The following is a 25,949-nucleotide window of genomic DNA, read 5'->3' as shown; positions in this document are numbered from 1 at the left end:
CATAATTTAAACTAAATATTATCAATCTGATCATCAACAGTACTCATTCGCCATTTAGTTATTCTGCTATTTTATATTCTTTAATTTTTCTGTAAAGGGTCCTTTCGGAAATACCGAGATCCCTGGCTGCATCTTTTCGCTTGCTCCGGTGTTTTTTTAAAGCCCGCTGAATCAGTTCTTTTTCTTTATCGGAAATAGATAAAGATTCCTCCACTTCTATTGGTGTAGTATTCTTGGTATCGATTACAATGGGCTGATCAGGCAGATAGTTTCGCGATTCAGGATAACCATCAGAAGATTTTATAGAGGTAGTGTGTTGCAACTGTTCACCGGGAATTAATCCATATACAATCTTTTTCAAATCGTTTATATCGTTCCTCATATCAAAAAGCACCTTGTATAAAATTTCCCTTTCTGAAATTTCAGCACCATTAATACCTGCTATCATTGGCAGGTTAGATTGTTTTGAATTGGGAACAAAAGTGATTAATTCATCTGCCGTAACCAGTTTATTTTTTGCCAGAACAGAAACTTGTTCGGCCATATTTTTTAATTCACGAACATTGCCGGGCCAGCTGTAATTAACCAGTAAGATTTTAGCTTCCTCATCGAGCTGAATGGGTGTAGTTCTGTATTTTTCTGCAAAGTCGATAGAAAATCTTCTGAAGAGAAGGGGAATGTCTTCTTTACGTTCTCTTAAAGGCGGGACTGTAATAGGCACAGTATTCAGCCTGTAGTAAAGATCTTCCCGAAATCGGCCCTGATGAATGCGATCAAGCAAATTAACATTGGTTGCGCCAATAACTCTTACATCTGTTTTTTGAATTTTAGATGATCCAACCCGTATATATTCCTGAGATTCCAATACTCTCAGAAGGCGCGCCTGAGTGCCAAGGGGGAGCTCGCCTGCTTCATCCAGGAATATAGTGCCACCATTTACTGTTTCAAAGTATCCCTTGCGGGCTTCATGAGCTCCTGTAAACGATCCTTTTTCATGGCCAAATAATTCAGAATCAATTGTGCCTTCAGGAATCGCCCCGCAGTTTACAGCAATAAACGGGTTATGTTTTCTTGGGCTTAACTGATGAATGATCGTTGAAAATATTTCTTTTCCTACCCCGCTTTCACCATTTATTAAAACTGTTAGATCAGTTGGCGCAACTTGTATTGCTACAGTAAGCGCATGATGTAAACCCTCCGAATTACCAATAATTCCGAATCGCTGCTTTATACTTTGTAATTCCATTTACTTAACCTGAATTCGTTTTTCACAGTGGTTTATAAATATTATAACAAAACCGGTAACTAAATTGCTTCCCCCATTAAAGTAGCAGAAGTATAGCCAAGAATTTTAACGTTTACATAATCGCCTTTTTTAAAACCTCCTTCGGGAAAAACAACTACTTTATTTTCTGAGCTTCTGCCGAATAAATGTTCTTTTGATCTTTTTGAATATCCTTCCGCTAAAACCCTTACCTGTTTACCCACTTCCCTGGAATTATTAATTACCTGAATGCGGTGTTGTAAATCAACGATCTGCTGCAGTCGAAAATTTTTTGTTTGTTCAGGTATATCATCTTTCATCTTTCTGGCAGCTGGAGTACCGGGCCTTTCAGAATATTTAAACATATACCCCATGTCAAATTGCACGTAATCCATTACCTCTAAAGTTTCAAAATGTTCTTCTTCCGTTTCGCCGCAAAAACCGGCGATTATATCTGTCGAAATTCCGCAACCCGGAATTAAAGAACGGATCGTATCTACTTTATTGATATACCATTCCCTTGTATAAGTACGATTCATGCGTTGTAAAACAGCGGAACTTCCTGACTGGAGCGGAAGATGGATATAGCTGCAGATATTAGGACACTTATTTATAGCTAAAATAACTTCAGCAGTAATATCCTTGGGATGAGAAGTAGAAAAGCGAACTCTTAAATCAGAATGTATTAATGCTACTTTCATTAATAGCTGCGCGAAGGTTACCGATTCGTTTGTTACCTCATTTTTCCACGAATAAGAATCCACATTTTGACCCAGTAATGTTACTTCCCGAAAACCCTGGTCAAAAAGGTTCTCTGCTTCTTTAACAATCGAATAAGGATCCCTGCTTCTTTCCCGCCCCCGGGTAAGGGGCACTACACAAAAAGAGCACATATTATTGCAGCCACGCATTATTGAAATAAATGCGCAAATTCCATTGCTGCTTAACCGTACAGGACTAATGTCTGCATAAGTTTCTTCGCGCGATAGTAAAACATTCACCATTTTCTGTCCGTCCTCGGCCCTGGCAATCAGCGATGGAAGATCGCGGTAAGCATCCGGACCTACAACAAGGTCAACGATCTTTTCTTCTTCCAGCAGCCTGGATTTCAACCTTTCTGCCATGCAGCCCAGCACACCTATCAATGCATCGGGATTTTTCTTTTTTACTTTACTGAATTCAGTAAGCCGCTGCCTTATTTTTTGCTCCGCACTCTCCCGTATTGCACATGTATTAATAAGGATTAAATCAGCATCCGGAAATTTTTCAACCGGAATAAAATTGTCCTTCATTAAAATAGAAGCTACAATTTCCGAATCACTGAAATTCATCTGGCAGCCATAACTTTCTATATAAAATTTTCGATGCAACGGAGTAGCCTTCATCTCTTCACTGTATTCCGGGTATACTTCACCCTGGCGGTTTTCATCAGACGCTTTTAAGCTTAACCTATCCCGCAAAGCCAAAGGTTCAATAGTGAGCGTTTCCCGATAGGTTTCTTCCATCAATTGTAAGGACAGATTTTAAGGGTAGCAAAGATAGTGCTTTGAGACCTTACAAGATCAAAAGCTTTGACTGAAGATTACTGTTATTCTTTCAAATAAAAATCCGTTCCAGGGCCTGGAACGGATTAATACAATTTATAATTGATAACAACTTACTGCTTTATAATTTTTTGGACCACTGTTCCCTCATTACTGATTATTTCCAGAAAATAAATTCCCGGCAATAAATTATTAACAGTTACTGCAGAAGAGTACAAGCCTGGAGAAACATGATATTCATCCCATGTTTTTGCAATTGCTCCGGCCATATTAAATATTTTAAAATGAAGATTACTACTCTTTGATAGCTGCAAATGAATAAATAGCTGTTCTATTAAAGGATTTGGAAAGGTTTGCACAGACAGTCCGGGATTTATTGGATGATCTGAAACAGAAGTTATCGAGGAACTGTCAAGAATAATATTTTCATCACCAGGCTGATAGGCGAGATATGCATAAAAGATAATCATCATTTCATCCGTGGTATGCTCTCCAGAAACTACATCCTGCGGTGGATTGCTTGGATTGTCCGGATTATTTATGGTATTGTCATAAGTGGCCTCGCCCCATAAAGTGGACAAGTTTGTAATGTGAATTAATTTCTGGTATTCATAAAATCCCTGCCAATGAAAGCTCCATTGAGGAATAGAAACAAGGTTTGTAGTATCATTATTTGCGCTTACAGCCCAGGAATGAATTTCGGTACCCACTTTATGCATATGTGGAAAAACGGAAACAAGAGATAGATCACCGCCTGTTATCTTCAATTTCTCATGGAATGATTTCACGGTATTGGCAGGAATATATAACGGACCATCAGTTAAATTGATGAGATGATTTAAAGCAGCATCCACATAAACTTCACGCGGAGCGGCTGCAATGCTGAATTTAAAATTTACAACAGAACTGTCCGTTAGTCCATTTGCACCAGGTGAGTAGTGAATTTCCAAACCGATATCAGCTCCTGCAGGAATTCGGATTCCCATATTGGAAGGCAATTCAAAAATACCGGAACCGGGTGCCCATGCACCAATAATTACTGCTGAATAACTGGTGGGGCCCAATCCATAGCTTTCGTATCCCGGCAGAGGATCATTCTGATCCGTATTCCATGAAGTAGCTTTCTCGTCGTAGAAAAGTACCATGTGATGAACAACGGAGCCGTTTCCAGGCAGGTATTCAATTTGATTCAGGTAAGTATCCTGCTCATAATCAGAGTGAATCACGAATGTGCGATATTGGTCGACATCAGTAGTAACCGTCCATTGTGGCCATTGAATAGACTCATCAATTGCTACCATTTGAGAACCACTATTAAAAACAGGGGGCGCAGGAGCTATTGTTAAATCTCCTGAAAGAGTTCCACCATTCACCCAGCTTGACAGCGTATTGATATCGGAATCAGAAAGAATCCGTTCATCTTTAAAATGACGATAATTCGGATCAGGTTTCCAGGGCGGCATCAGTCGCGCGGCAGTTTGCGATTGAATACCAAAAGCGTTATTCACTGCATCTTCATAAGACATCAGAGAAAAAGGGCCAATTCCACCCACGTGATGGCAAGAGCTGCAATTATCATATATAATGCTGGCAACTTCATTGCTCCAAGTGGGAATAATTTGTGCTTTAGCACTTAATAAAAAAAATAAGGAACCAAAAAACAGAGAGACTTTTTTCATGGATAATTCAAGTTGAACGTAATGATATAACGTTTAAAAGCTAAAAGGTTACAGTTTTATAAACATAAAAATTACGAGAAACAGGTGTCTGTTCTACAGCATGATTTTAAGTCTATATGATATATTTATTGAACCAGCTGTTTTCTGTCTTTTTCATTTTCAATAGAAATTACAGGCAAATCCGTTAATTCATAATCACTTACTTTGTTCAGGTAATGAATAGTAGGTCCATTGGATTGCAATTCATAGTTGACTATAAACCTGGCGCCCCATACAATATCATCTGCACGATAAGAGATGCGATGGTGTACATTTTGTGAAAAGGTTTCATCATATCCCTTAAAATAAATAAGGAACTCCATATCATCATATTTAATCTCCTCGTGGGTAAGGCCGTAGAGCAGGCTGGTTTCATCAATCGGGTGAACAACGGTCCACGCCATAGGGAACATAGTAATCTTATTCCGCTCCAGATTCAGTTGGTAAAATCGCCGCACCTCTCTCCCCTTTTCAACTGTAATTTTAGAAAGTGTTACTATTACTTCCACCTCAACTAATTGTGTTTCACGCATGTTAGCAATGCGAAACATCAATCCTGTCCCTTCTTTAAATGGAGAAATTAACATGTTAGTACTGTGGACAATTTTTGCAGTTGCTTTAGAGAAGCGCCCAAACAGCAAGCCTGTGGCAAGAGCAAAACCAAGTAATCCCAGGAGCGATTCTATAGCTGCGACTGAGCTCGTGGTAATCCCCACAGGAGCTACTCTTCCATACCCAACAGTAGTTAAGGATTGCGCGCTGAAAAAAAATGCCTCCAGAAGCTTTTCCCACTGGGTGGTTCCTTCGATATTGGTAAGATGGTCTATACCTATTGCATAATAAATAGCAGCGAAAAGAGAATTAAGTATTACATAAAAACTTATTACAATGAGGCTAAACTTCCACCATGGCATAGTGAGCAACCCCAGATAAATATCATCAGGACGAAACAAAGGCATGCCCTTGTTCTCAATATTAAAGGTGCCATCTTCCCGTATAGAGCGCTGGTTGCGTTGAGCCCGCGCGCTTAGTCCTGTATTCTGATCATCCTTAGTATCCGAAACTTGTTCTGCGGACATTATTGTTTGATTTGACTTCAAATTTAACAGTTATATTAATCAGGACGAACAAGGAATAAAATAATGCTACAGCAACCCTGGTTGTCGGGAAATCTCAATATCCTCTTCTTCAGTGAGTGCAGATTTTAAAAGCATCAAATGACTACATCAGCGCCTGTTTTAACTACGATGTATGAGTAGTTTCGTGACCTGGAAAGAGAAGATGCAATAAAGATATTGCTTATAGCTTCGCAGTGGAATATCAGATTAAAGCGTTAACCCAGTATTTCAAGCCGTTTGAAATTCTTTGGAACACGAAAGACAAGGATATTTTTTCTTGAAATCTTTTTTACTCCTGAAATTTGCTTTCCATCAATATAAACACTGCTTACATGAAAAGGAATCCCATAGAATTTTAAGCGGTAAAAATCATACCGGGGTGTAAATAATCCTTCCATTTCCTGCTTCACTGTTACAGACCGCGTGGACGTTGTCATTTCAAACTTTTTCTCCGCATAAATATTTTGCTCATGGCCAAAAGTATCTCCATAGTCCTCGAACATAAAGGAGTTTACGAGGTAAGGAGCATAATATGCATTTAAAAGCATTTCATCAATCTCCTCTGCTCCGGTATACTGCATAACAGGATATTCAGGAATTATTGAGCCAGCCTTTATAAAAATTGGCATAGAATCAAGCGGAGCTTGTACTTCATAGGATTGTCCTCCCTGATGTACCGTAAAATCCCAGAAGTTGTACCAAATACCCTGGGGCAGATATACTTTTCGTGAGTTAAGGCCTTGATGTAAGATTGGTGCAATCAGAATTTTGTCACCTATAGTGAATTCATCATCCCGCTGGTAATTATCTGTATTTTCCTGTTCTACCATGGACAATGGGCGGAGCATGGGAAAGAAATAACGGTGATTTTCCCAGAATACGGAATATATATAAGGCATCAGCTGATACCTGAGTTCTATAAACTTTTTAACAATTTTTTCAACCTTAAGACCAAAGGACCAGGGTTCGCGGTTGCTGGTATCTCCCGCACTATGCACGCGCATTAGCGGAGAAAATACGCCCACCTGTATCCATCTTACATATAATTCACTATCAGAATCTTTGGTAAATCCGCCAATATCAGATCCGGAAAAAGATATGCCTGATACACTTAACCTTTGAAGCATTTGAACGGCAAGCTTAAGATGATCCCATGAAGCAGTGTTATCACCCGTCCACGTAGATGAATAACGCTGGACACCTGAATAGCCTGACCTTGTAATGGTAAAGGGACGCTTATTCTTCTGAAGCTTTTTTAACCCTTCATAAGTTGCGCGAACCATCTGCATTCCATATATATTATGGGCTTTACGGTGGGAACCGCGATAACCATCGTAATTGTGACGGACATCTAAAGGGAAAGTTCCCTGACCGAACACGGCAGGTTCATTCATATCATTCCATACCCCTGCTATACCCTGGTCTACCAATTCTTTAAATAAGCCTCCCCACCAGTCTCTAACTTTCGGATTGGTAAAATCAGGAAACTGGCACCTTCCGGGCCATACCTGCCCTTCCATAAAATAATCATCGCACCTCCTGCAAAAATATTTGTTGTCCCTTCCTTCTTTAAAAACCCAGTAGTTTTCGTCCACCATTATTCCAGGGTCGATAATAACTACTGTTTTAAATCCCTGTAATTGCAAATCCTGCATCATTTTTTTAGGATTTGGGAAATATTTTTTATTCCATGTAAAACAACGGTATCCATCCATATAATCAATGTCTAGATAGATGACATCACATGGAATCTTCTTTGCGCGGAACGTTTCTGCAATCTCGCGTACACGTGCTTCCGGATAATAGCTCCATCGGCACTGATGAAAGCCTAAAGCCCATAATGGAGGCAAAGGATGAGAACCGGTTAATGCCGTATACCGTTTTACTACATCCATCATATTAGGTCCATGAATATAATAGTACTGGAGCTCGCCACCATCTGCCCAAAAGCTTACAGCAGATGGATTTTCTTTTGCAAAATCGAAGGAAGAACGAAATGTGTTATCAAAGAAGATTCCGTAGCTGACATTTTTGTGTATTCCGATATAGAAAGGAATATTTTTATAGAGCGGATCACTATTGCGCATAAAGGCATAGGCGTCGGTTCCCCACATCACAAATCTTTTTCCTAACAGGTCCAGGTCATCTGCCTTATCACCTAATCCAAAGAAATGCTCATTCTGCTGATATTTTTTTGAACAATAAACGTAATACCCGCCAAACTCAGTGTTCTCTTCCCAATGCATCGGCTGTGAATCTTCATTGATCACCATATCCTGAAGATCAACAAATGAGATAGTAAAATCCTTTTTTTTGATTTTGCATGCCACAACATTGGTAGACACTGCATAATACTCTGAAGTTTCTGATAATTCAATACGCGATGTATGGTGTTTGCGCTCTTCAATAGCATATGAAAATTCTTCGAGAAATTCACCCTGGGGAGCCATTCTTATCCTGATAATTTCATCGCTTATAACTTTTACTTCTACCTCCGACACGCCATCTGAAAAGTAATAGCGGCTTCCGTCAGGTACATACTGCTTTACTTCTTTAAGATACTGCTTGGTGAGAGGAACTAAGGTGATGGCTGGAACATCACTGTATACGGGTATGTCTACTGTGGGAGTTGCAATAGTATCTAACCCGGTTACAGAGTTGGTTTTGTCTGATTCATCTATAGGCATAATGGGCGCAAATATTAGAAGATTTTACGGAATGAAAAAAATCCGTTCCGATATTCCCTTAATGCTCCATTCGTTGCTTCATGGCTTCGTAAAGCATCATTCCGGTAGCTACTGATACGTTGTAGGAATTAAAGTTATTAGCCATAGGGATCTTTACTATTTCATCAGCGATACGTAACAGCTCAGGTGCAATCCCTTCTCCTTCGGAGCCTACAATAATCGCTGTTGGAATTTGAAGGTTACAATCAAAAATATACTTAGATCCTTTCACATCAGAGGCTATAGTTTGGATCCCAATTAATTTTAATTGCTTCAGGATGGTTAATAAATTCTTTTCACGGCAAACGGGAATATTGTTGAGCGCACCTGCTGATGATTTCATAGCCTCTGCATTTATTGCAGCTGATTCTGCTTCAGGAATAATTATTCCCTGCACGCCTGCGGCATAAGCGGTTCGTGCAATAGCCCCAAAATTTCTAACATCCGTTACCCTGTCTGCAAGCAGCAATAATGGAGACTGACCCTTTTCATAACTCTGAGCTATAATATCCTGCGTTTGATAATATTGGATAAGAGCAATAATACAAGCAACTCCCTGATGGTTATTACCTGCAAGGCGGTTTAATTTTTCTACAGGAACAAATTGAATGGGAATATATTTTTCCCGTGCTTTTTTAAGAAAATCGATAAAACCCGCCTTCCGGATATCTTTGGCAATAAAAATTTTTTCAATTGTTCTGCCAGAATTCAATGCTTCTTCAACAGGATGAATGCCATGAATAATATTTGCCCGTAAACTGCTGCCTGAATATTTCTTTTCCACCCAATCTAATTGATGGCCTGTTTTTCATCCAACATCGGTACACATAATTATAAACTATTGATTGGGCTGCGTATACAGGCTTACATATTTTTGAAATGTTTCCTGGGCTTGCTTACTGAGTGTTGAATCTCCATGGCTTTGCGCCATTTCCGCGACCTGATTAATGGCAGCTACTCCTTCATTCATATCACGTGTATAGGCTTGCTTACTATCCGGGTCCAGTGAAGCAAAATATTTTAGATTATCAGTGTAAGTATCCAGCAATCTCTTCGCCATTACCTGACCTTTCTCTTTCTCCCCCAGGTCATAATAGTCCCTTGCAATTGCAACATTTATATAAGAAATGGGGACATTTCTTTCAGGCAATACTTTCTGGCATTTATCTAAAACGGCAATGGCTGAATCTTTTTTACCTTCTGCCATCAGAGCGTCGGAAAGACGAAGGAAATTAGTTCTGAGGTTAGTTACCATACGCAAAACAGTTTCATCCAAATACACATTATATTTATCTACACCTCCCCAGGAAAATTTATTCATAACGTTGTTATACATGAGGTCTGGCTGAACAAATCCTGCCAGGCCAAATGTGGCTGCATCAGAATTTTTAGCTTTAACAGGTACTAACCTGTATGTCAATCCTTCCTGCTGGAGATAATCGTTTAAACCCATATAGGAATCAGGGTCCACTGAAATGGCAAAATATATGGGACGTTTCCAAAGGTTTGAACGAATAATTTCAAGCACCATCAAATCATTCTTGAGGATCGCCGATTTGCTTAATTTCCACTCCAGGCGGGAAACAATATTTGAGGTATCTGATAGCTGCACCACCTTATCTGCAACCATCTCCTGCTTATTAACCGGTATATAAAGATTTTTTGCAGGCAGGTAATTGATAGTCATATCTCCATAATCGAGCATATTTTTCTTATCACTGCTGAACATAAAATCCAGCACGGAGCTGAGGGAGTAATATTGATTTTGATTGATCGCTTTATTATCATAAAATCTCATGTAATCGCGCGTGGAACCGCGATACGATGCACTGTCAACCGAAATTATGACCGGGTCGCTATGATTTACTTTTCTTCTCAGATTATCAATATACCAATCTACTCCAAGAAGACTTAAATTGACTATCCTAATATCGTTACGAATTCCCTCCACTTCCTGAGCATACCACAATGGGTATGTATCGTTATCACCCTGTGTAAACAGTATTGCATTTGGTGCACATGATTCAAGATAGTTTCTGCCAAAGTCACGAGCGGTGTAGAGATGAGAGCGATCATGATCATCCCATCCCTGCTCACCCATTACAAATGGAACAATGGCACATACCAGCGTAGCTGTTAATGCAGCATTGCGGGCTGAAATTTTCTTCTGTAAATAATTGTAAATAGCAAGCACTCCCAAACCTATCCATACCGCATATGCATAGGTAGATCCTGCATAAGAATAATCCCGTTCACGTGGCTGTAAGGGTACCTGGTTAAGATAAATGACAATGGCAAGGCCGGTAAAAAAGAATAAAAGCAGCACTACCCATCCATCATTTTTATTTTTGTTGAACTGGTATATTGCTCCAATTAGCCCCAATATGAAAGGCAACATAAAAAATTTATTCCTTCCCTTATTATCTTTCATAGACTCCGGCAGATTGGTTTGATCTCCAAGCCGGGCATTATCAAAAAAGGGCAGTCCGCTGATCCAGTTTCCATGGTTAATTTCACCATTTCCCTGTAGATCATTCTGTCTTCCTGCAAAATTCCACATAAGATATCGCCAATACATGAAACCTACCTGGTAGGTGAAGAAAAATTTCAGATTGTCACCCATAGTGGGTTTTTGCCCTTCTTTTAAATTGAGCCATCGCTGGTAAAAGTGAATATGCTGCGGATCATCATTATCCCAAACGCGCGGAAAAAGCATCTTATCCTGATCAGCGTATTTAATGACAGGCTTGTGATCGAGCACAATATATTTATGGCTCTTTTCGTCCGGATAATAATGCGCTTCTCCATTTGCCCTGTCGATATCAGTGGCCTGTGCAGTAAAAACCTGGCCATACATTAATGGACTATTTCCATATTGCTCCCGGTTAAGATAAGAAAGGAGCGCCGGCGGATCGCTTGGAGATCCCATATTTATAGAAGGATTTGCACTGGCCCGTATCACCACCATTACATAAGAAGAATACCCGATACAAATTAAAAGTACCGTCAGCACAGCGGTATTTAGGTAATAATTTGATTTCCGGTAAGAATAATAGATGCCAAATAATATTAATCCGCTGAGCAGAATAAAAAAGAAAAGTGTGCCGCTGTTGAACGGTAATCCAAAACTATTTACAAAAAGGATATCAAACTTCTCAGAAAAATTAGGTATCTGGGGAATAATTCCATACTGAACGAAGCCGAGAATTGCTGAACCGATCACCAATGCCTTTACCATTCCCCAGGTGCTTGGCTTAAACTTTTTAAAGTAATAAATAAATACAAGGGCTGGTATGGTAAGCAGATTGAGTAAATGGATTCCAATAGAGAGTCCTATCATATAGCCAATAAAAAGTATCCATCGGTCGGCATACGGTTCATCGGCAACGGCTTCCCATTTAAGCATGGCCCAAAAAACCAGTGCAGTGAAGAAAGCAGAAGAAGCATAAACTTCACCTTCCACAGCAGAAAACCAAAATGAGTCAGAAAAAGTGTAAGCGAAAGCACCGATTAACCCTGAGCCTATAACGGCAATAACTTCAGGAAGAGTTAAATCTGCTTCTCTTTTACCAATAATTTTTCTTGCAAAAATAGTTATGGTCCAAAAGAGAAACAGTATGGTAAATCCGCTCATTATTCCTGAATAATAATTAACCATAACTGCCTTGTTCTCAGGATTGCCGGTAAGCAACGTGAATAAGTGAGCGACCATAATAAACAGAGGTGCTCCCGGAGAGTGAGCTACCTGGAGCTTTGTAGCACAACTAATAAATTCACCACAGTCCCAGAAACTTCCTGTAGGTTCGGCAGTGAGTAAATAAACAACGGTAGCACATATGAATACAATCCAGCCGGAAATATTGTTAATTGTTTTAAAGGGAGGCATCTATAAATTTTTAAAAAACAGGCAAAAATAGCAATTCAGTAAACAAAAGACAGCAAGCAGGTAAGAACAACAGTAAAGACTGAACAATATTGTTTTAATCCTTATAGGGAATTGTATTATTTACAATTTGTAAATTGAAATTCTGCAATTACTTTTGCTGCTCCCTACTGACCTGTGGTGTAATTGGTAACACGTCTGATTTTGGTTCAGAAGTCTCCTGGTTCGAGCCCAGGCAGGTCAACTACGACTGTCTGGATTCTGATGATATGCCGGCAAATGATAAGGAGCTGAATTAATTGTTTAAGTGTTTACCTGCTATGATAATTGAACGTATATTATTACCGTAAACTATTATTTCCACTATATTTGCGCTCCCTAAATCTAAATGGAATCCCAGGTTCGTATTTTTTCAGGTACAAATTCACAATATCTTGCCACAGAGATTGCGGAAGCCTATGGCACCGAATTAGGTAAGATAGAAGTGCGTCATTTCAGTGATGGCGAAATATGTCCTGTAATATTGGAATCTATACGCGGTGATTATGTCTTTCTGATTCAGTCTACTATTGCCCCTGCCGATAATTTGTTTGAACTGCTGCTCCTGATTGATTCAGCGCGCCGTGCTTCAGCTGAATATATAACTGCAGTTATTCCTTACTTCGGTTACGGCAGGCAAGACCGAAAGGATAAACCGAGGGTTCCCATTGCCTCTAAACTTATAGCCAATCTGATTACAGCAGCAGGTGCCAATCGTATGATGACAATGGATTTGCATGCACCGCAGATACAAGGTTTTTTTGATATTCCCGTAGATCACCTTGAAAGCTCAACCACATTTATTCCCTTTCTTAAGTCATTGGATTTACATGATGTAACCTTTGCAGCACCGGATGTGGGCGGGGTAAACCGTGCGCGGGCATATGCGCTGTATTTCAATAAAGAAATGGTTATCTGCGATAAATACCGGAAGCGCCCTAATGAGGTTTCAGCAATGACAGTTATAGGTGATGTAACCGGTAGAAATGTTATAATTGTGGATGATATTATTGACACTGGAAATACTTTATCAAATGCATCGGATCTTCTGCTTGCCAAAGGCGCATTAAGCGTTCGCGCTTTAATTACACATCCGGTGTTATCAGGAAACGCTTATGAAACTATAGAAAATTCTTCATTGAGTGAAGTAGTAGTTTGTAATACCGTTCCACTAAAGCATCCCTCCTCAAAAATTAAAGTACTAAGCGTGGCTGAATTATTTGCGACTGCCATACAGAATATGTACCAGCACAAATCCATTACCTCATTGTTTATTAATAATTGATTTAAATTTTTTTAGAATGAAGACAATCACGATTGAAGGACAAATACGAAATACTTCCGGGAAGGCTGAAATTAAGAGTTTAAGAAAAAGCGGACAGATACTCTGCAGCATCTCCGGGGGTGAAAAAAATGTCAGCTTCTGTGCACCTGCAACTGCTTTTAAAGATCTGGTTTACACCCCCGAATTCTATACTGCCACTATTAAACTGGATGGCAAAGAATCTACCGCCGTAATGCAGGAAATTCAGTTTGATCCGCTAACAGATGAGATTCAGCATATTGACTTTCTTGAATTAAATGAGCATAAAAAGCTGACCGTTCAGCTGCCCATTACATTAGAAGGAACGCCCGTTGGTACAAAAGAGGGTGGCAAAATAAATCAGCGGGTAAAGAAATTAAAGGTGCGTCTCTACCCTAAAGATCTTATGGAACACATTACGGTAAAGATTGATCATCTGGAGCTCGGAAAGTCGATCAGAATAAGCGAAATGAAGATGGATGGTGTTGAATTTTTAAATGCGCCGCATATTCCGATTGTGTCTGTATTTGTTCCACGTCAGGTTAAGGAAGAAACTCCTGTAGCTGCTGCTCCTGTTGCCGCGGCAACACCTGCTGCCGGAACTCTTGCTGCCCCCGCTGCGGGTGCCGCACCTGCTCCGGCTGCCGAAAAAGGTGGCGCTAAAAAAGAAGCAAAGAAAAAATAATAGTCTTCAATCATCTTAATTATTCACCTTTCCTTTCGATTGTGAAGTATCTGATTGCAGGGCTTGGAAATGTTGGTGAGGAATATGTTGAAACCAGGCATAACATAGGCTTTAAAATTGTGGAGGCATTGGCGGAAGAAGCCGGTGCTTCTTTTGTTTCAGAACGTTTTGCTATGTATACATTAGTTAAAATAAAAGGACGGCAGATGCATCTGATCAAACCTGCCACATTTATGAATTTAAGCGGGAAAGCAGTTAAATACTGGATGGACAGATTAGAAATATCTAAACAAAATATCCTGATAATTGTAGATGATATTGCAATTCCATTCGGAAATTTGCGCATTCGGAGCAAGGGAAGCGATGGGAACCACAATGGGCTGACTTCAATTCAGGAGGCTCTTGGCACCACCGAATATCCGCGTCTTCGATTTGGTATTGAAGGAAACTTTCCAAGAGGCCGAAAAATTGATTATGTTTTAGGAAAATGGACTATTGAAGAGAAAACAGTGCTGCCTCAAAAAATAAAAACGGCAGCCGAGGCCACAAAAAGCATAGTGACCATTGGATTAGAGAGGACAATGAATATATATAACAAAGCCGGGAGTAAACCCGGAGAGGATTGATCAGATGTTTCAGGTGATATCTACCGTATTCCTGGCAAATTGATTTAAATGATTTAACAATTAATTTTTAACTATAAACGCTATGAAAATTGCAATTGCTGGTCCATACTCAGCTCCCACAGGAAAAGAACGCCAGGAAAATCTTGATGCGATGAATGAAGCGGCAGTCGCACTTTATGAAATGGGGCATATTCCGCTTATAGGTGTGAACGCTGCTTTGCCTGTTTTAGAAAAATCTGAAGTTGATGACGAATATAAATTGATTATGGATATTTCTATGGCAGTTGTGGAAAGTTGTGATTCGCTATTGCTGTTAAAAGAATCACCAGGAGCAAACCGGGAACGTGATCTGATCCTGTCACTTGGGAAACCGGTTTATAAATCTTTGGAAGAAGTTCCGGCTCCCTGAGTACACCAGATGGCTAACTTTATTTTATGAAGATCATTTGTGTTGCGCGTAACTATGCTGAGCATGCAAAAGAGCTGCAAAACGCACTTCCTGATAAGCCTGTTATTTTCATGAAACCAGATACTGCATTAAAACGCAAAAAACTGCCTTTTTTTCTCCCTGCGTTTTCACATGAAGTGCATTATGAGACTGAAATTGTATTACGGATATCAAAAAACGGGAAGAATATTCAGGAAAAATTTGCTGGCAAATACGTGGATGCCGTTACCGTTGGGATAGATTTTACCGCAAGGGATCTTCAGGGTGAATTAAAATCAAAAGGATGGCCATGGGAAATTGCCAAAGCATTTGACGGATCTGCATGTGTGGGGGATTTTCTTCCGTCTTCTCAATTCGAAACCTTGAATGATTTAAATTTTTGCATGTATAAAAACAAACAGCTCGCCCAAAATGGAAATACGAAAGACATGCTGTTTTCTTATGAAAAAATTATCAGCTACGCTTCACAATTTTTTACACTGCTAAAAGGGGATCTTATCTTTACAGGTACACCGGAAGGCGTGGGTGCAGTAGCAACTCACGACCACATAGAATGTTTTATAGAGGATGAAAGTCTCCTGGAATTCGATGTGAAGTAGGGGACGTTGAGTATGCCCTGTTTTTTACCATTTGCTTAAGTATGGCGTCCAAAACGCAGTTACATTATTTGCTGAAATTAAAAACGCCGCCTTAAGTTCTGCAGATTTAATTTCTGATAGAATTCATCCCTTTCTATTTTAATTACATCACCAGTTTCCATCTTTTCAATATTAATTTCTTCTATTGCATACCTTATTAATCTTAATGTGGGATGGCCAGCCTTTGCAGTCATCTTTCGTACCTGGTGATTTTTTCCTTCAGTAATCTTTAATTCTATCCACGAAGTAACCGGATGTTTTTTATAATTTACCGGCGGTATTCTTTCCATTATAAATGAAGGAGCTTTTATGCTATTCACCGTGGCAGGTTGTGTTTGATGCAATACTCCTTTAATATTTATTGTAAGACCCTTGCCTAAAAGTGCCAATGCGTTGTCGCCAGGTTCTCCTTCCACCTGCACCCAATAAATTTTAGAATGTTTATGCTCAGGATTCAGTAATGCATTATTCACTCTTTTATCATTTGTAAGCAACAACAAGCCCTCTGTATCATAATCGAGCCGTCCAACAGGATAAACATCTCTTTGAAATGAAAGCAGAGAAGCCAGGCTTTCATGACCAGCCTCCGGCGTAAACTGCGACAGCATACCATAAGGCTTATAGATTTTATAGTACAAATTCATTGCAGTCAAAATTAACCTGAAATCCTCTTCAGGCAATAATTAACTAACTACCGGTAGTTTCTTGTGCTTATCGGGTACGTTGTTATTTTTGCGCACTACTAAAAAGTGGCGAAGTGGATCAACAGTTATTATTACGTGCTTATACCCTGATGAATTATGTAAAATACATGGCGCACACCTACGATGAGAATCGTCAGATTTGCAAATACGTCCATTCCACTTCTCGCGGTCATGAAGCCATCCAATTAGCATTAGGACTACAGTTGAAACCTCACGACTATTTTACCGGTTATTACCGGGATGAAAGTGTTTTGCTTGCATTGGGATTCGAACCGTATGAACTGATGCTTCAGCTGATTGCCAAACGTGATGACCCCTTTTCAGGTGGCAGAGAATATTATTCACACCCTTCTTTTAAAACCGATGGTATAAAACCAACCATCATCCACCACTCCAGCGCAACAGGCATGCAAGCCATCCCTTCTACGGGAGCGGCCCAGGGGATTCAATACCTTGAAAAAAAAGGGCTTTTACAATGCTCAGATCGTCCGGTTATAATATGCTCTATGGGCGATGGATCAGTTACTGAAGGAGAAGTAGCGGAGGCCTTTCAATTTGCTGTTTTAAAGCAACTGCCCATTATCTATCTGGTGCAGGACAACTGCTGGAGCATTTCTGTTTCTGCAGAAGAGATGCGTACTATGGACGCGTATGAATATGCGGCAGGCTTTAAAGGCATGCAACGAACCCGGGTAGATGGAGGTGACTTTGTAGCCTCTTATGAATGTGTTCAGCAAGCACTTCAGATGGTTCGCGAAGAACGGAAGCCAATACTGATTCACGCTAAAGTTTGTCTGCTGAACCACCACACTTCAGGAGTGCGGAAAGAGATGTACCGGACTCCGGATGATATTAAAAAACATGAGCTTGACGATCCGCTTCCAAAGCTGCGCGAGTACATTTTGCAACAGGATATTCCTGAAGAAATTCTTAGTGAGATCGAAATAAGAGCAAAGGAAAAAATTGCAAGAGATTTTGAACGTGCTGTAAATGCGAAAGAACCTGATCCTTCCACGGTTATGGAACATGAATTTGCACCGACACCGTGTACAGAGGAAAAAGGAATCCGGATTCCGGCAAGCGGTCTAAAAGTGGTGATGGTGGATGCTGCGTTGCACGCGGTAGATGAGATCCTTAAAAAATTTCCAGAGTCTATTTTTTTCGGCCAGGATGTAGGAAGAAGGTTAGGTGGTGTATTTCGTGAGGCTGCAACATTAGCTGATAAATATGGGGACGACCGCGTATTCAATACTGCCATACAGGAGGCATACATTGTTGGCTCAACTGCGGGGCTAAGTGCTGTGGGCGTGAAACCCATTGTCGAAATTCAGTTTGCAGATTACCAATGGCCTGCTATAAATCAATTGGTAACGGAGCTGTCGAAGTCCTGTTACCTTACCATGGGTAAATTTCCGGTTCAATCCCTGATCCGGATTCCAATTGGCGCTTATGGCGGCGGCGGGCCTTACCACTCTGGCTGCCATGAATCAAGCATCCTGGCCGTTCGCGGAATAAAAGTGGTGTATCCCTCCAATGCTGCCGATTTAAAAGGTTTGCTAAAGGCAGCATTCCTTGACCCCAACCCGGTGATCATGTTTGAACATAAAGGACTGTACTGGAGTAAAAATCCCGGTACTGAAGATGCTAAAACCATTGAGCCTGATGAAGATTATATAGTTCCTTTAGGCAAAGGAAATATAGTACAAAATGCTTTGCCGGAAGAAATTGAAAATGGAAATTCCCTCTGCATCATCACCTATGGTATGGGTGTTTATTGGGCAAAAAATGCATCGAAAAAATTCCCTGGCTCAGTAGAAATAGTTGACCTGCGCACACTAAATCCTTTAGATGAAAAATTGATTTATGAATCAGTGAAAAGACACGGAAAGTGCATTGTGCTGACTGAAGAACAAATTCAAAATTCATTTGCACAAGCATTAGCAGGCAAAATTTCGTACGAATGTTTTCGATATCTGGATTCTCCTGTTAAAGCCATCGGCTCATTGCCATTGCCCGCTTTGGCGCTCAATATGGGACTTGAAAAAGCGATGCTGCCCGGGGTGGACTCGGTGGCAGAAGAGATCGGCGTAATGCTTGAAATGTAAGTTATGCTGCATACGGTCTCGTACATCTTTTTTTAATGGTTTAAAATAATCCTGGAATTAGCTTCATTGCTGCTAATCCTCCATTTCATGTTTGCATCTACCGTAAATGCAAAAGCTTCTTTTTTATAAATTTAAAGCTTGCAAATGAGGTTATTTTTTAATCGCCCATGCTAATGGCCCATTAGGGTTTATAAGTGGTTGTAGTTGGTTCCAGGGGATAATCACATTAACAGATCCAAAAACATAAGGCGCTATTTCATATGGATTGTAGGTGAACCCGAGTCCGCTTTTAGTGATAAAAAAATTATTGTTGCTTTCTACTTTATCAATCAAAAACCCAGCATCAGTCAGCGCATGACCTGCCTGAATATTATAATCTTTACGAAGCTGGCCATTCTCAAGTTGACTTATTTGATTAATTTCAGAAGGTTTCAATATATCGTCCAGCTTTAGCGGATACCCTGTATGAAGATTAAATACCAGATTTACGAATGATGAGTTGCCGTGCGCACCTCCGGTATATTCATAATTCAATTTCCTCAGGGAAAGAATATAATTTTCATTAAAAAGTACTTGAGTCTGAGTTAATGTACTCCAGTTATACATTTGAGGACTTTCATCCATAAATTTTTGTTGCTCCGGCGAAATAGAATCAGTGAAAGATTCCGTATAGTCGTCAGTATAATTATCGAATTCATCACTCATGGCATCCAGGGCAAGATTTGTAAGCAAATTGTTGGCTTCATTCCCACTTATATCCACATCGATAAGCACTGCATTTATATTTTTCTGCACTATTTTATCCAGTCCGTCGGAAACATAGCAGGAGATATAAGTTGCTTTACAACCCAATAACTGCTGCTTAGTATTTTTTTTCCATTCATAATAGAAATCTCTTTACCAAGTTCAAAGGAACTGAACCGGCGGGCAGGAAGGAAGCAAATTTGAAAGTATAAGAATTTTTGCCTGACGAATCTTGCCATACCCCGTCAAAGGAAGAGAATTCCCGCTGGTCCTGATTTAGAAACTTCTTTTAAAATTAGCTGACCGGCATGCAGGGTCCCCTCCAACATAATAAGCTGGTCACTTTTACCATCATTATAAAACCCAGACACAGTTGAATCAATCAGAACTAAATCCATTATTACAGGAAGTTTTTTAACGGTACAGCGGTATTTTTTATATACTCCTTCCTGTGCCTGTGAGTACGTATAGAAGAAAAGAAAATTAAATGATATTATTAAAATATATCTCATTCCCTAATTTTATTATTATATAAATATTTATATTACAATTTGCTGTTCATGAACTTCCGAGCCAGTCTTGAATTTTGGGTTTTGGTAACAGTAATAAACCTACGGATACTTGAATCTTAAATGGTGATTCCATAAAATAATTCTCTTTTTACTTCCAATTTTTACAACTAACTTATCCTTTCTTCTATTTGCATCAATTATTATGGCAAAAACACCGATTAAAAGATCGCAGAATATTCTGAACACACTTGAAAAAAAAACCGGAAAAAATTTCCAGCAATGGACAGATATTTTAAAAAAATCTGGTCTTAAAGATCGTAAAGGTCAAATAGAATGGTTGAAAATAAAACATGCATTAGGTAGTGAGCAGGCGAAACAGATATCTGCATTAATATGTAATGGTTCTTCTGAATATTCTGACAATGATGAGTTAAGGAAACATTTTGAAGGTGAAAAGGATTTTCAAAAAGCAGTTTTTGATAAAATTATTACAGAAGTAAAAAAGTGGGGTCCATATACTGTAACCACAAATAAAACCTATTTATCATTATTTCATCAGTATCAGTTTGCCATTTTAAAAACGACAAAAAATGGCCTGGTAATAGGCGTTCCGCACGCAGCAGTAAAGACCGCTAGAAGCAAAGAGTTTATGCCTGTTAAAAATTTAGGAAGTGAGAAGATCACGCATAAAATAGTGTTATATGATGAAAGTGAAGTTACCGATCATATCATCAGGGTTCTAAAAGCAAGCTATGAAAAAAGTAAATGATTGCATGAAAGATCTATATATCTGAAATCAAACTTGTATCAACTTCACGCTCTCGCTTATTTTTAATTCCCACCCGGCACCCATTACTAAGGTCCGGTTATCAGCCTCATGACCTGCAGGAAATCCGAAGCAAACCGGATAATCGAATTCTTCTGTATGCTCAGCAATAATCTCATATGCCGATTTTCCAAAACGGTTATTTTCGTCTTTATTTTTCATCCCTGTAAAAGTACCCGCTATTAAGGCTGAAAGATGTTCCAGTTTGCCGGAACGTTTTAAGTTTACCATCATCCTGTCTACGTGATAAAGATGCTCGTCAATATCTTCAATAAAAAGGATTTTTCCTTCAGTGGAAATATCCGAAGCTGTGCCATTTAATGAATAAAGAACAGAGAGGTTCCCACCGCACAATATGCCATTTGCTTCTCCGCGGCGATTTAAATCATTTCCCTCAATGGTGTAATGAATTTTCTCTCCAAATAATACTTCTTTAAGTGATTCAATCGATCCTTCTGACGCGGTTTCAAAGTTTAATGCCATTAATGAATGAATAGAAGCAAAATTATACAGGGCTGAAAGATGAGAATGAATGACTGTAATATCACTAAATCCGCAGAGCCATTTCGGGTGTTTTAAAAAATTCCTCCAATCAATTTCATCAATAAGTCTCACAGTCCCGTATCCACCACGGGCAAAAAGGATCGCTTTTATAGTTTCATCATCCAGCATTTCCTGAAAATCATTTATTCGTAATTCATCATCTCCCGCAAATTGAAAATATTCAGCATTCACCGATTTTCCCACAATCACTTCTAAGCCCCAACCTTCCATCATCTCAATCGCAGGCTGAATCTCTTCTGTGGAAATTTTTCTTGCTGTTGCAACAATCGCTACTTTGTCATGAGCCCGGAGAGATGGCGGATATTCCATATTATATCAAAAAAATTTCACAAACACATTAATATCAAGATATGATTGTATTATTTCAATTTAACACCTCATTCTTACCGTTAGACTACACAGACAGATCTGTTCTGTCATTCAATCAAAATTAAGCATCTTCACCAACTCATTAATTATTATAATTTTCGCGTGTTATGAACTCAATACCAAAACGATATACAGTAACGGCAGCGCTACCTTATGCTAACGGGGGCATTCATTTGGGGCATCTGGCAGGGGCATATTTACCTGCAGATATTTACGTGAGATACAGAAGGCTGAAAGGTGATGATGTACTTTTTATTTGTGGAAGTGATGAACACGGCGTCCCAATTACGCTCGGGGCAAGGAAAGAAGGAATATCTCCCCAGGAGTTTGTTGATAAATATCACAGCCTGATGAAGGAAAGCTTTGAAAAATTCGATATTTCATTCGACATTTATTCACGTACATCCAACTCAATACATCACAAGACTGCGCAGGAATTTTTTTTAAATCTTTTTAATAAAGATGTTTTTACTGAAGAAACCTCTCTTCAATATTATGATGAAGAAGAAAAGATGTTTTTAGCAGATCGCTATATCCAGGGAACTTGTCCGAATTGCGGTTATGAAAAAGCGTATGGTGATCAATGTGAGCGGTGCGGTACCAGCTTATCACTAAAGGATTTAAAAGATCCCGTTTCCGTGCTCAGCGGTAAGCCGCCTATTATGAAGGAAACAACGCATTGGTATTTGCCGCTCCAAAATTATGAGCCATGGTTGCGCAATTTTATATTGGAAAATCATAAGGAGGATTGGAAAACAAATGTATACGGTCAATGCAAATCCTGGCTCGATGGTGGTTTGCAGCCCAGGGCTATGACTCGCGATCTTGAATGGGGTGTAAAGGTGCCTTTGCCAAACACAGAAGGGAAAGTTTTATACGTCTGGTTCGATGCACCTATTGGTTACATCTCCGCTGCAAAAGAATGGTCGGAGAAGTCGGGAAAAGACTGGGTACCATATTGGAAAAATACAGATACAAAGCTTATTCATTTTATAGGCAAAGACAATATCGTTTTTCATTGTATCATTTTTCCCGCCATCCTTCATGCAGAAGGGACTTATATCATTCCTGAAAACGTGCCTGCAAATGAATTTTTAAACCTGGAGGGTCAGAAACTTTCAACATCCCGTAACTGGGCAGTGTGGCTCCACGAATATCTTGAAGATTTTCCGGACAAGCAGGATGAATTGCGTTATGTGCTTACCTCAATTTTACCAGAAACGTCAGACAGCGATTTTTCGTGGAAAGATTACCAAACAAGAATTAATAGCGAGCTGGTCGCTATCCTCGGCAATTTTGTGAACCGCATATGGTTTCTATCAGTCAAATATTTCCCTACCGAAGTACCAAAACAATATGAACTTACTGAAGCAGATAACAAATTTTTAATTCAATTAAAATCCTTCCCCGAAAAAATAGGATCACATATAGAGAATTATCAGTTCCGTGAAGCGCTTGGAGAGTTGATGAACTTAGCCCGTTTAGGCAATAAATATCTGGCAGAAAATGAGCCGTGGAAATTATTTACCGAAAATGATGAAGAGCAGTCTAACAACCGAAGGGTGTCTACAATTCTTAATCTGGCACTTCAGTTAACTACCTATTTAGCCACGCTTTCTCAGCCCTTCCTGCCATTTACATCTAAAAAAATATTTTCTATTCTTAATTTGAATCCCCTGAGACTGGATGAACTTGAAAAGTCTCCAATAAATACAGTGACCAAGTTAGGAGATGGCAAACTTCTCTTTAAAAAAATTGAAGATGAGGATATATCAAAGCAGATATTAAAACTTCATAATAAATCCAATGTAAAAACGGATAGTGAAGTAAAAAGTCTCAAGGGAGAAACCATACCTGTAAAAAAAGAGATTTCTTATGACGATTTTTCAAATTTAGAGTTAAAGGTAGGAACTATTGAAAAGGCAGAAAAGGTTGCAAAAGCCGATAAGCTGCTGCAGCTTAAAATTAATTTAGGCGAAGAAATTCGAACTATAGTGTCTGGCATTGCGGAGTTTTATAAGCCGGAAGAAATAGTGGGACAGCAAGTATGTGTGTTAACAAACCTTGCACCCCGGAGAATACGGGGGATTGAATCGAATGGAATGATTTTAATGGCCGAAGATAAAACTGGACAACTGTGTTTTGTAATGCCCTCCTTTAAGATTACGGATGGAAGTAAAATCGGCTAACAGGGGAAATTAAAACATGGTTTCAGCAGAATACCGTTAATCTTAATTAATTTTTTCGAACTTAGCCATTAAACTAACTAAAGCAAGTTATTTTTCTTTCAGGGGTAGTCGTAAATTAAAGTACTCCCTCCGCAGTGGAAGAATTTACTACTCTTTATAAAATTACAACGTTGGACTTTGTCGCTATTGATTTTGAAACTGCTAATGAACTTTCAATAAGTGCATGTGAAATAGGTATAGCTTTGGTAAGCAACTATATTGTAACCGAAACACAGTCTTTTTTGATTCGTCCACCCGATTTGCGTTTTAGTCCCTTTAATACCCGGTTGCATGGAATTGGAGCGGATCATGTGAAGGAAGCACCTGATTTCAAAGATATCTGGGAAAAGATTTCTGATTGTTTTTGCGGAAGGCTGATCATAGCACATAATGCAGGATTCGATTTATCGGTACTCAGGAATTTATTGCTTCACTACAATATTCCCTTTAACCCTATTCATTTCACATGTAGCATCAATGTTGCAAAAAAGGTATGGAAGGATTATCAGCGTTACGGATTAAAATCACTTTCTAAAATTTTAGGCATCGAGCTTAACCACCACAGTGCCGCATCTGATGCACGGGCCTGTGCTATCATCGCCGCTACGGCATTCAGGGAAAATCAGGTAAGCATTATAGAAGAGATTGAGACAAAGCTTAATATTTATACAGGATTTATTTCTGCAGAAGAATATTTTCCTACCCGGATTAAAAATATGTCTTCGCAGGTTGCAGAGCATTATCATCTTCAACATTAATAACATATTATAAAGATGGTTGCTTTACAGATATAAAATAATATCAATAGCCGTTCAATATTATCGCCTGGTTAATAAACTCACCATTGAAAATTTTTTAATTCAATCAGAAAATCACCTGATTACTGATGTTCGTTCTCCATCAGAATATGCTCATGGCCATATTCCGGGTGCAGTCAATATTCCATTATTTTCTGATGAGGAAAGAAAACGGGTGGGTACCATCTACAAAAACATGAGCCGCGAAAAAGCTATGCTGGAAGGCCTAAATTATTTCGGCAAAAACATGCAGCAAATCATCGCTGACCTCACAGAGCTTACAACTGGAAAAAATTTATATGCGTATTGCTGGCGCGGAGGTATGCGAAGCGGTGTAGTAAGCTGGATGCTGGATCTCTTCGGCTACAAAGTTTGCACCCTTAATAATGGTTACAAATCGTTCCGCAATTATGTGTTGAACTCCTATTCCGTTCCAAAGTCGTTTTTGGTAGTAGGTGGAAAAACCGGTTCTGCAAAAACAAAGGTTCTGCAAGTATTGAAAAGAGCAGGACAACAAACTCTTGACCTTGAAGCGATGGCCAACCACAAAGGCTCCGCCTTTGGAGATCTTGGAGAACCTGCATCACCTACACAGGAGCAGTTTGAAAATCAATTATGCTTCCAATTGCAAAAACTCAATCCTTTAAAGCCTATATGGATTGAGGATGAAAGTCAACGAATAGGATTTATAAATATTCCCAATCCTTTGTGGACACAAATGAGAAATGCTGATGTTATATATTTAGATGTTCCATTTGAAGAGCGACTAAAAAATATAGTTGAAGTTTACGGTCAGTTCGATGTTCAATTGCTGAAAGCGTCAACGATTCGCATTCAAAAAAAATTAGGTGGCTTAAATACGAAATCTGTACTTCAGTTTTTTGAAGAGGGAAAGCTGGAAAATGCATTTTTTGTTTTGCTAAGCTATTACGATAAAATGTACGATAAAGCGACTTCACAAAGAGATCCCGGAAAAGTTTTTAGAATTTTCTCCAAATCGACAAATGCTGCTGAAAATGCAGACCTCATATTGAATTATATGAAGTTAAAATTTTTACACCAGATTTAGATTTTAATATGGATGCTGCTTTTTAAAAATTAAAACGAA

General features: G+C 39.2%; 21 protein-coding genes and 1 tRNA gene. 11 read left to right on the top strand and 11 right to left on the bottom strand.

Going from position 1 to position 25,949, the window contains the following annotated elements:
- Positions 1-58 precede the first annotated feature (58 nt).
- From H0W62_03355 to H0W62_03325, 7 genes are all read right to left on the bottom strand, one after another.
- Complete coding sequence (locus H0W62_03355; GenBank protein MBA3647580.1) at positions 59-1,246, bottom strand: sigma-54-dependent Fis family transcriptional regulator; 1,188 nt, start codon at positions 1,244-1,246, stop codon at positions 59-61.
- 59 nt (positions 1,247-1,305) lie between these two features.
- Complete coding sequence (gene miaB, locus H0W62_03350) at positions 1,306-2,769, bottom strand: tRNA (N6-isopentenyl adenosine(37)-C2)-methylthiotransferase MiaB (protein ID MBA3647579.1); 1,464 nt, start codon at positions 2,767-2,769, stop codon at positions 1,306-1,308.
- A 152-nt stretch (positions 2,770-2,921) separates the two neighbouring features.
- Complete coding sequence (locus tag H0W62_03345; GenBank protein MBA3647578.1) at positions 2,922-4,487, bottom strand: T9SS type A sorting domain-containing protein; 1,566 nt, start codon at positions 4,485-4,487, stop codon at positions 2,922-2,924.
- A 125-nt stretch (positions 4,488-4,612) separates the two neighbouring features.
- On the bottom strand, positions 4,613-5,605 hold the full coding sequence (locus tag H0W62_03340; protein MBA3647577.1) for a hypothetical protein: 993 nt from the start codon (positions 5,603-5,605) through the stop codon (positions 4,613-4,615).
- 254 nt (positions 5,606-5,859) lie between these two features.
- Positions 5,860-8,331 carry a glycoside hydrolase family 31 protein gene (locus H0W62_03335; protein MBA3647576.1) on the bottom strand — a complete coding sequence of 824 codons (2,472 nt, stop codon included), beginning with the start codon at positions 8,329-8,331 and terminating at the stop codon, positions 5,860-5,862.
- A 58-nt stretch (positions 8,332-8,389) separates the two neighbouring features.
- Entirely contained in the window at positions 8,390-9,154 is a 765-nt protein-coding gene (gene rlmB / locus H0W62_03330) for a 23S rRNA (guanosine(2251)-2'-O)-methyltransferase RlmB (GenBank protein ID MBA3647575.1), read from the bottom strand.
- 54 nt (positions 9,155-9,208) lie between these two features.
- Positions 9,209-12,256 carry a DUF2723 domain-containing protein gene (locus H0W62_03325; GenBank protein ID MBA3647574.1) on the bottom strand — a complete coding sequence of 1,016 codons (3,048 nt, stop codon included), beginning with the start codon at positions 12,254-12,256 and terminating at the stop codon, positions 9,209-9,211.
- A 168-nt stretch (positions 12,257-12,424) separates the two neighbouring features.
- Between H0W62_03325 and H0W62_03320 the strand changes: the two genes are divergently transcribed.
- The 6 genes from H0W62_03320 (at position 12,425) to H0W62_03295 (ending at position 15,953) form a co-directional block, all read left to right on the top strand.
- A tRNA-Gln gene (locus H0W62_03320) sits at positions 12,425-12,497 on the top strand.
- 144 nt (positions 12,498-12,641) lie between these two features.
- Positions 12,642-13,577 carry a ribose-phosphate pyrophosphokinase gene (locus H0W62_03315; GenBank protein ID MBA3647573.1) on the top strand — a complete coding sequence of 312 codons (936 nt, stop codon included), beginning with the start codon at positions 12,642-12,644 and terminating at the stop codon, positions 13,575-13,577.
- Between the two features lie 16 nt (positions 13,578-13,593).
- The gene (locus H0W62_03310; protein ID MBA3647572.1) at positions 13,594-14,280 is read left to right on the top strand and encodes a 50S ribosomal protein L25; all 687 of its coding nucleotides are present in this window, start codon (positions 13,594-13,596) and stop codon (positions 14,278-14,280) included.
- Positions 14,281-14,321: 41 nt separating this feature from the next.
- Positions 14,322-14,906, top strand: coding sequence for an aminoacyl-tRNA hydrolase (locus H0W62_03305; GenBank protein MBA3647571.1), 585 nt, complete (start codon positions 14,322-14,324; stop codon positions 14,904-14,906).
- 82 nt (positions 14,907-14,988) lie between these two features.
- Complete coding sequence (locus H0W62_03300) at positions 14,989-15,315, top strand: DUF4406 domain-containing protein (GenBank protein ID MBA3647570.1); 327 nt, start codon at positions 14,989-14,991, stop codon at positions 15,313-15,315.
- A 26-nt stretch (positions 15,316-15,341) separates the two neighbouring features.
- Positions 15,342-15,953 carry a fumarylacetoacetate hydrolase family protein gene (locus H0W62_03295; protein ID MBA3647569.1) on the top strand — a complete coding sequence of 204 codons (612 nt, stop codon included), beginning with the start codon at positions 15,342-15,344 and terminating at the stop codon, positions 15,951-15,953.
- 77 nt (positions 15,954-16,030) lie between these two features.
- Here the strand turns inward: H0W62_03295 and H0W62_03290 are convergent, their stop codons facing one another.
- On the bottom strand, positions 16,031-16,636 hold the full coding sequence (locus tag H0W62_03290; GenBank protein MBA3647568.1) for a pseudouridine synthase: 606 nt from the start codon (positions 16,634-16,636) through the stop codon (positions 16,031-16,033).
- A 149-nt stretch (positions 16,637-16,785) separates the two neighbouring features.
- Here H0W62_03290 and H0W62_03285 point away from each other — a divergent pair, with 149 nt between their 5' ends.
- A complete protein-coding gene (locus H0W62_03285; GenBank protein ID MBA3647567.1) occupies positions 16,786-18,801 on the top strand; it encodes a tungsten formylmethanofuran dehydrogenase in 2,016 nt (671 codons plus the stop codon).
- 150 nt (positions 18,802-18,951) lie between these two features.
- Here H0W62_03285 and H0W62_03280 read toward each other — a convergent pair whose 3' ends face one another.
- Both H0W62_03280 and H0W62_03275 read right to left on the bottom strand, forming a co-directional pair.
- Positions 18,952-19,653 (bottom strand): DUF3298 and DUF4163 domain-containing protein, encoded by a 702-nt coding sequence (locus tag H0W62_03280; protein MBA3647566.1) that lies wholly within the window; start codon positions 19,651-19,653, stop codon positions 18,952-18,954.
- A gap of 137 nt (positions 19,654-19,790) precedes the next feature.
- On the bottom strand, positions 19,791-20,057 hold the full coding sequence (locus H0W62_03275) for a hypothetical protein (protein ID MBA3647565.1): 267 nt from the start codon (positions 20,055-20,057) through the stop codon (positions 19,791-19,793).
- A gap of 202 nt (positions 20,058-20,259) precedes the next feature.
- Between H0W62_03275 and H0W62_03270 the strand changes: the two genes are divergently transcribed.
- The gene (locus H0W62_03270) at positions 20,260-20,826 is read left to right on the top strand and encodes a DUF4287 domain-containing protein (protein ID MBA3647564.1); all 567 of its coding nucleotides are present in this window, start codon (positions 20,260-20,262) and stop codon (positions 20,824-20,826) included.
- A 27-nt stretch (positions 20,827-20,853) separates the two neighbouring features.
- Here the strand turns inward: H0W62_03270 and H0W62_03265 are convergent, their stop codons facing one another.
- Positions 20,854-21,756: an LD-carboxypeptidase gene (locus tag H0W62_03265; protein ID MBA3647563.1), complete on the bottom strand. Its 903-nt coding sequence runs from the start codon at positions 21,754-21,756 to the stop codon at positions 20,854-20,856.
- 167 nt (positions 21,757-21,923) lie between these two features.
- Between H0W62_03265 and metG the strand changes: the two genes are divergently transcribed.
- The 3 genes from metG (at position 21,924) to mnmH (ending at position 25,910) form a co-directional block, all read left to right on the top strand.
- Complete coding sequence (gene metG, locus H0W62_03260) at positions 21,924-24,005, top strand: methionine--tRNA ligase (GenBank protein ID MBA3647562.1); 2,082 nt, start codon at positions 21,924-21,926, stop codon at positions 24,003-24,005.
- 134 nt (positions 24,006-24,139) lie between these two features.
- Positions 24,140-24,802, top strand: coding sequence for a 3'-5' exonuclease (locus H0W62_03255; GenBank protein ID MBA3647561.1), 663 nt, complete (start codon positions 24,140-24,142; stop codon positions 24,800-24,802).
- A 19-nt stretch (positions 24,803-24,821) separates the two neighbouring features.
- Entirely contained in the window at positions 24,822-25,910 is a 1,089-nt protein-coding gene (gene mnmH, locus H0W62_03250; protein MBA3647560.1) for a tRNA 2-selenouridine(34) synthase MnmH, read from the top strand.
- Positions 25,911-25,949: the final 39 nt, after the last annotated feature.

It is taken from the genome of Chitinophagales bacterium (assembly GCA_013816805.1).
Lineage (GTDB): Bacteria > Bacteroidota > Bacteroidia > Chitinophagales > UBA10324 > MGR-bin340.
This window is presented reverse-complemented; position numbering and strand designations above follow the sequence as displayed.